Source organism: Pseudomonas sp. RGM 3321 (assembly GCF_022836805.1).
Classification (GTDB): Bacteria; Pseudomonadota; Gammaproteobacteria; order Pseudomonadales; family Pseudomonadaceae; genus Aquipseudomonas.
The window spans coordinates 38,177-45,687 of record NZ_JALHBH010000081.1 but is presented as its reverse complement, the minus strand read 5'-3'; the positions used below and the strand labels follow the sequence as shown (position 1 = coordinate 45,687).

Here is a 7,511-nt window from a genome sequence, read left to right as displayed (position 1 = left end):
CAGCGCTGGGTCACGGCGATGGACATTGCGATTGGGCAGGCCAAATGCCTGGACGATCCTGAGATGCGCGAGGTGTTGGTGGCGATTGCGAATTGGAGGATGGATAAAAAGATTTTTGGAGACGTCCAGAAGCTGCTTGGCTGGACACAACTTAGCTCTGAAGCGCAGGTGTTGGTAAGAGCTACCTATCTTTACTATCAAGAAGGCGAGTTTCCCCCTAGAGAATTAGTACCGCTTACACCTCCAGCTTTGATTACGGATCCCTTGGAAAAAGGAAGCTCACGGTGAAGCATCTTAAGCCAAAGACCTTGCTTCGACCACGACTGAGGCCTTACATCTGGACAACTGTAATATTTCTGGCTCTCTGGCTCGGATTTGTTTTGCTTATATATTTAAAAGCACAGGAAAACAACATGGAACTTCGAGACATAAATCCGGTAACCCGTTGGGGAATCGCAATCATTATAGGAACCGTCTTCCTTACCTACAGCGGTCACTGGTGGGGTAAAGCTGTTGCTCATGAGAAGGCCGAACTGACGGCCTATAAATCAAACGTAGCAGCACAGATCTCAGATCAGCAGTCTACCCTAAAACGGACATATGCCTTGGAAATGCGCGGAATCGGACTAGCTGTGGGTGGCTGGCATCAATCATCTGTGTGGCGAAAAATAAAAGAGAAGAAAAACAACTTCTCTTCGATCTACTCGCAGAATCCGAGAGACTACACAGACTCCCTGCTTTCCAGAGAGAATACTCAGAGAGCCAATATCCGAGCTGCCTTTAAGCATTCAGCCGGAGAGTCGGTCGCATACTGGCCCATCCCGACGTTCGCAATTGCTCCACCCAAGCAACCCTCAGACACGGGTGCATCCGATAGCATACTGAGCGGTCGTAATGCAGCAACTTTAGGGGTCACTCTCTTCTTATGGCAGGACGCCGATAACACCACCCATCTCCAAAGTATGATTGAACATCTTTTTCTTTTCTTTGACGAAAATCAGAACGTGCCTCAGGCATTGATTGTTAGTGAAGATGGCGACCTAACCCGTAACGGGTTACGCGTTGCGGGTACTCCAGGACTGCAAAATGCTCAGGTTGTACCCACTGTGTTCGAAAGTATGACCGGATTGTTGGTCACTCGGTCGGATAGAGTGGATAGGTATATTCGTCCTTATGCGGTCCAAGAACCGGAAGACAACCAAAACAAGAACACTGACCTAGGCAAACTTTGGGCTTTCTACTGGGAGCATTCACGCAAATTCAGAAAAGTCTATGAGGACTCCGAGAAAGCCAAAGGCATTGAGGATCCCCTTTCACCCGGCACCATGTCCACCGCCTACTGGCAATCCCAACTCCCTACCCTCTGGAAAACCATCAGCAACCGTGGCCCTGGCAATTTCGAACCCTCCCCCTGGCTGCCGATCCGTTGGGGTCAGCATCAGGTCAAGGAGTTCGACGCTGCGCCGGTGCTCGGCTATCTGCATCGCCCGATCAAGGCGCCCATGCAGGATGAAAACGGCAAGCGTCTAAAACCGGCCTTGCAAGCCAAAGCGTTGCAAGCCGCCTGGGTGCAGGCGCTGGATACCTTGCCAGATGGTCAGAAACCTGTGCGGGTGTTCTATGACAGCACCAATAACCCGGAAGCGGAAATCGCCCTGAACAACGCCCTGCACGACCTGAACAAGGACGGCCACGGTCTTGAGCTGGGCAATGTCGAAGAGGGCTACAACATCGGTCGTCGTCTGGGCAATACCGGGGTCAGTGGTGCGCTGGTCGAGATCAATCTGGCGACCATCGCCAGTTACAAGGATGGCGGCGTCAGTGCCGTGGTCTACGCCGGCACCGATGGCAGCCTGACCGTACAAATGGTCCGCCCGCCCGATGAAGCCCGCAAAGCGAAGAACAGCCAGAACCGCGGCGCAGACCCGTTCACCTTCGGCTCGCCAACCGGCGGAGCACCCGCAGAGTGAGTTATCCGGTCTGCCTGGGCGACGCCACCAGCAGCGGTGGCCGAGTGGTGTCCTGCCAACTGGCAGGCACCCACACCCTCAACGGCAAGCCTCCGGCCGTGCTGGGCGACAAAGCCACCTGCACGCTTCATGCGGGTGAGTTCGCCTTTATCGAGGGCCACCCCACCCGAAAACTGAACGGCATACCGGTGGTCCTGCACGGCCACCGACTGGCGTGTGGCTGTCAGGGTGTGGCCAGCCATGCTCTGAATGTGCGAGTGGTTTAGGATATTTCGTGATCAGGTCATGCAGCGCAAGTACAGGAAACAACGTGGAACTGCCCCCTCAATTGGAACAAGGAAGAAACATGTACACGCGTTTTTGTCAGGCCGTCGTAGGGATGCATTTAGTCGCCGGGATGGTTCTATTAGCGGGCTGTGCGCAAGAGTCAGTGCCCCGTGTGACGAGTTGATTGGTGACTACGCCACAAAGCCCAAGAATCAGCCAAGGATTCGTATCGAGAAAAGCGGCGAGAAGTTCTTGTTCACGCATAGCGAATCAGGTGCACAGGTCAGTGAGCCGCTCACCCCCTTACCCAACGCCGAAATAGTGGAAATGTTTGAAGGAAAGATAGTCCCGCCTCGCTGCATTCTCACCGCTGATGGTATGAAGATAATGAAGCTCCCCGCTGGCAGCGGCGTTAATCCCACAGAGGATCCCGATCGGAAACTTTCGCATTATCCCGAGCCCACCCCATTCCTCATGGGCATATCTGCGGGAGTAGCGGCTGTACTGGGTCTTTACCCCGTACCTCACCAAGAACAACTCAAAGATATCGACGAGGAAGATGAAGAGGACGAAGGTTACATTTACAGTAAATAACCTACAGTTCGTGCAAATAAAGAAAAGCCCCGACTCTCACGAGCCAGGGCTTTGTCATACCGCACAAACCACTATTCCTGAACCACCCGCACAATCCGTTGCGGCAGTGGAATCTCGATGCCTGCGTCCTTCAGGCGGTCGCGCGCTTCGATGTTGAACATCGACGTCACGTCGCCCATATCGCCACTGCTGGTCCAGACACGCAGGGACAAGGTAATTGCGTTCTCCCCCAGCGCAGCCACCACAGCCTGGGGGCCCGGGTCCTTGAGTACGCGCGGGTCGTCGGCCATGTCCAGCAGGACCTGCAAGGCCTTCTTGAGATCGGCGTCGTGGCTGACGCCGATGTCGAAGGTGATCTTGCGGGTCGGCTGACGGTTGGTGTTGGTGATGATGCCGTTGGACAGGTTGCCGTTGGGAATGATCACGGTACGGTTGTCGCCGGTGCGCAGCACGGTGTGGAAGATCTGGATGTTGTCGACGGTTCCCGACACACCCTGCGCTTCGATCCAGTCACCGATGCGGAACGGGCGGAACAACAGAATCAGCACGCCACCGGCGAAGTTCGCCAGGCTGCCTTGCAGGGCCAGCCCGATCGCCAGACCGGCAGCACCGATCGCCGCCACGAACGAGGTGGTTTCCACGCCGATCATCGACGCGACGCTGACCACCAGCAGGATTTTCAGAATGATGTTTGCCAGATTGCTGACGAAGCCCTGCAAAGCCAGATCGGCGTGTCGCAAGGCCAGCAAGGCGCCAAGTTTGCCGGTCAGCCGGTTGATCAGCCACCAGCCTACACACAGTGTGACGACTGCCAGCAGCAAGCGGCTGCCGTACTCCATGATCATCGGAATCCAGGCCTGCGACGCTTGCCACAGATGACCGACTTCTGCGTTTAAATCCATCGTTATCTCCTTACCCACCATGAACTGCCATCGAAACCACGGCGACCTGCCGTCATTTCAATGCTCAAGGCGATTCGGACTGGCCGGGGGACGCAGGGTTCCCCGGCTTTCAGTGCAAATAAAATATTAGTCGCGGAAGTTGTTGAATTGCAGTGGCATGCCCGAATCATAGGCACGCAGCGCTGCGATCGCTTCTTGCAGGTCGTCGCGCTTCTTGCCGGTCACCCGCACCTGCTCGCCCTGAATGGCGGCCTGGACCTTGAGTTTGGCTTCCTTGATGTGGGCGACGATTTTCTTCGCCAGCTCCTTGTCGATGCCTTCACGGAGGGTGACTTCCTGCTTCATCAATTTGCCGGAGGCATAGGCGTCCTTGATCTCTAGGCATTTCGCGTCGATCTTGCGTTTGACCAGCGCCAGCTTGAGGATTTCGATCATGGCCTCCAGCTGGAAGTCTGCTTCTGCGGTCAGCGTGACAGTCAGTTCCTTGAACTCGAACGTGCCTTTGCCTTTGAGGTCGTAGCGACGGTCCAGCTCTTTGATAGCGTTGTCGACGGCATTCGTGACTTCGTGTTTATCCAATTCGGACACTACGTCGAACGAGGGCATGTATGTTCTCCAGATAAACGGCGTGCGCACGATTCGGGCACGCGTGACTTGACGGTTTGAAAGAACGCTCATTATAACGAGACTTTTCCTGCATTCACTGTGAGCCTTTCATGCACGTCCTTGTTTTCACCTTCAGCAGACCGCTTCAACGCCTTAACGTGCCTCACTGATGGCGCTCACATGGCATGTTATCGGCGCGGGGAGTCTGGGCACTCTGTGGGCGGCGCGACTGGCGCGCGCAGGTCTGCCGGTGCGGTTGATCCTTCGCAATGCTGAACGGCTGGCGGCGTATAACGCAAGCGGCGGTTGCGTGACACTGGTCGAAAACGATATCTCCCATACGTACTCGGTCGAAGCACAGACCGCCGAACATCAACAACCCATCGAGCGGCTGCTGGTCGCCTGCAAGGCCTACGACGCTGAGCATGCTGTTGCGCAGTTGGCACCGCGTCTGGTGGCTCGTGCAGACGTCATCCTGCTACAAAACGGCTTGGGCAGTCAGGACGCTGTGACTGCAAGAATCCCCCATATCCGCTGCGTGTTCGCCTCCAGCACCGAAGGCGCGTTTCTGGAGGCGGACTGGCGCGTCAGGTTCGCTGGCCACGGTTTCAACTGGCTGGGTGATGTATCCGACCCGACAGCCCCCGCGCTTGTGCAGGATTTGCACGACAGTGGCATTCCCCACGAATGGACACCGGACATCCTGACGCGGCTGTGGCGCAAGCTGGCCTTGAACTGCGCGATCAACCCGCTGACGGTCCTGCACGACTGCCGTAATGGTGGCCTGCTCGAGCACGCGTGCGAGGTCGCAACACTTTGCGCTGAGCTGAGCGATTTGCTGGGCAGCTGCGGCCAGCCAGCGGCCGCACAGGACCTGCACGATGAAGTGTTGCGTGTTATCCATGCAACGGCAGCCAATTACTCATCCATGTATCAGGACGTACTTCACGGGCGACGCACCGAAATCAGCTACCTGCTGGGTTACGCGTGTGCAGCGGCCGTGCGTCATCGCTGTCCCGCAGCACACCTGCTGCAATTGCAGACACGTCTGACAGCACATCTGGCACACAAGGGTTTGCGTACTGACTAGCGCGCGCTACCCTGCTCGCATCACACGTCACTGCGACTTGCCCAATGCCTTTGCGTCAACGCCTGGAAAACCTGCCGGTAGGTCAGAAACTGCTGGCCGCCCTGCTGGTCCTGATGACCACCGTGCTGCTGGTTGCGAACCTGACCTTCATCAGCGCGGCTTATTACATCTCTCAGGAAGCGATGGCCCCGCAGGCCCTGCAGACCATTGGCCGTCTGATCAGCAGCGCCAATCTCAACGAGCGCGCCTTGAACTCGCCTGCCGATGCACGTGCCTTGCTCAAGGAACTCAAAAGCTACGGCCCGCTACGTGCAGCGGCCATATATGACAGCGACGGAGAACGACTTGAGCAGATGCAACAGGGCGAGGGCCTGCAACTGCCCAGGCACTACAAAGACCTCGAAAGCTGGCGGCTTACCGAGTTTCGCAGCACGCAGGTCATCACCGTACCGAAAGGCGACGAACCGCCCGGGCACATGTTGCTGGTTGCCAGCAGCGAGCTGCCTCCCGCGTTCTACACCGGCACACTGACCGCGAGCCTGGGCATTCTGGTGTTCAGCGTGTTGCTGTGGCTGGTGGTGGCACGGCAGATCCGGCGCTTGATTACAGAGCCCATTTATCAGCTGGAAGAACTGTCGCGGCAGGTGACCCGCGAAGAAAACTACGCGCTGCGTGCAGAGCCTGGCAACGAGGATGAAATCGGCAGTCTGGCCGAGGCATTCAATACCATGCTGTCGCGTATCGAAGCGCGTGAGCAACAACTCAAGCGCGCTCGGGATGATTCCCAGGAAGCTTACGATCAGGCACAGGGGCTGGCCGAGGAAACCCGCCATACCAACCGCAAACTGGAACTGGAAGTTCAGGTGCGCAGCAAGATCGAGAAGAAGCTCACCGGCTTTCAGAACTACCTCAACAGCATCATCGATTCGATGCCCTCGGCGATGATCGCGCTGGACGAGCAGCTGTACGTCACCCAGTGGAATCAGGAGGCGACAGCGCTGTCCGGAACCACGCTGGACGAAGCGTTGAACCAGCCGATCTTTCTGGCCTTCGAACCGATGCGCTCGTTTCTGCCGCAAATCAAGCACACCGTCGAGCGCCACAGCGTGACCAAGATCGAGCGCGTGACCTGGATCAAAAACGACGAGTCGCGCCACTATGCACTGACGTTCTACCCGCTGACCGGCGATGCCGGGCGTGGCGTGGTGATCCGCATCGATGACATCACCCAGCGTATATCGCTGGAAGAAATGATGGTGCAGTCGGAGAAGATGTTGTCTGTCGGCGGTCTGGCCGCGGGCATGGCCCACGAGATAAACAACCCGTTGGGCGCCATTCTGCACAATGTGCAGAACATCAGGCGGCGTCTGTCCCCGGAACTGCCGAAGAACATTGAGCAGGCCGAAGCCGATGGTGTAGACCTGGCACAGGTCAATCATTACCTGGAAAGCCGCGAAGTACCAAAACTGCTCGATGGCATCCAGCAAGCAGGTGCGAGGGCCGCAAAGATTGTCAGCCACATGCTCAATTTCAGCCGCTTGAGCAGTCGTCAGCTTTCAGCTTGCGACTTGCCGGCCTTGATCGATCAGGCAGTGGAAATTGCCAGCAACGATTTTGACCTTACCGTCGGTTTCGACTTCAAGGGCCAGCACATCATCCGTCAGTTCGACCCCGAACTGGGTCCGGTGCCGTGCATCGCCAACGAACTGGAGCAGGTGCTGCTGAACCTGCTGAAGAACGCCGCTCAGGCCATTCACCAGCGCCCGGAGAGCGAGGAGCCTGGACGCATCATCCTGCGCACCCGTCTCAACCCGCCCTGGGCCGAAATTCAGGTGGAGGACAACGGCATCGGCATGTCCGAAAACGTCCGCAAGCGTACTTTCGAACCGTTCTTTACCACCAAGGAAATTGGCCAGGGCACCGGGCTGGGTCTGTCGGTGTCGTATTTCATTGTTACCAATAATCATAAAGGCCAGATGGAGGTGCATTCCTCTCTCGGCACAGGCACCTGCTTTACGCTGCGTCTACCGCTGGTGGCCAATCAGGTAAGCGTTCAGCAGCAGGTTATTTCCAAGTCTTGAT

Annotated in this window: 7 protein-coding genes and 1 pseudogene; 6 read left to right on the top strand and 2 right to left on the bottom strand. The window is 56.8% G+C overall.

Annotation, left to right across the window (positions count from 1 at the left end):
* The 4 genes and pseudogenes from RGM3321_RS01945 to RGM3321_RS01930 form a co-directional block, all read left to right on the top strand.
* On the top strand, positions 1-288 hold a 288-nt coding region (locus tag RGM3321_RS01945), incomplete at its 5' end, for a DUF3274 domain-containing protein (protein ID WP_244391303.1).
* Entirely contained in the window at positions 285-1,970 is a 1,686-nt protein-coding gene (locus tag RGM3321_RS01940) for a DUF2875 family protein (protein ID WP_347880959.1), read from the top strand. The genes RGM3321_RS01945 and RGM3321_RS01940, both read left to right, overlap by 4 nt.
* A complete protein-coding gene (locus tag RGM3321_RS01935) occupies positions 1,967-2,236 on the top strand; it encodes a PAAR domain-containing protein (protein WP_244391301.1) in 270 nt (89 codons plus the stop codon). Before RGM3321_RS01940 ends, RGM3321_RS01935 begins: the two co-directional genes overlap by 4 nt.
* An 80-nt stretch (positions 2,237-2,316) precedes the next feature.
* Positions 2,317-2,831: pseudogene (locus RGM3321_RS01930) on the top strand (hypothetical protein).
* A gap of 71 nt (positions 2,832-2,902) precedes the next feature.
* Here RGM3321_RS01930 and RGM3321_RS01925 read toward each other — a convergent pair.
* The gene (locus RGM3321_RS01925; protein WP_244391300.1) at positions 2,903-3,733 is read right to left on the bottom strand and encodes a mechanosensitive ion channel family protein; all 831 of its coding nucleotides are present in this window, start codon (positions 3,731-3,733) and stop codon (positions 2,903-2,905) included.
* Between the two features lie 126 nt (positions 3,734-3,859).
* A complete protein-coding gene (locus RGM3321_RS01920) occupies positions 3,860-4,339 on the bottom strand; it encodes a YajQ family cyclic di-GMP-binding protein (protein ID WP_002555031.1) in 480 nt (159 codons plus the stop codon).
* Positions 4,340-4,508: 169 nt separating this feature from the next.
* Between RGM3321_RS01920 and RGM3321_RS01915 the strand changes: the two genes are divergently transcribed.
* Complete coding sequence (locus RGM3321_RS01915; RefSeq protein ID WP_244391299.1) at positions 4,509-5,429, top strand: putative 2-dehydropantoate 2-reductase; 921 nt, start codon at positions 4,509-4,511, stop codon at positions 5,427-5,429.
* Between the two features lie 44 nt (positions 5,430-5,473).
* Complete coding sequence (locus RGM3321_RS01910; protein WP_058400723.1) at positions 5,474-7,510, top strand: ATP-binding protein; 2,037 nt, start codon at positions 5,474-5,476, stop codon at positions 7,508-7,510.
* The last annotated feature ends 1 nt before the right edge of the window (position 7,511 follow it).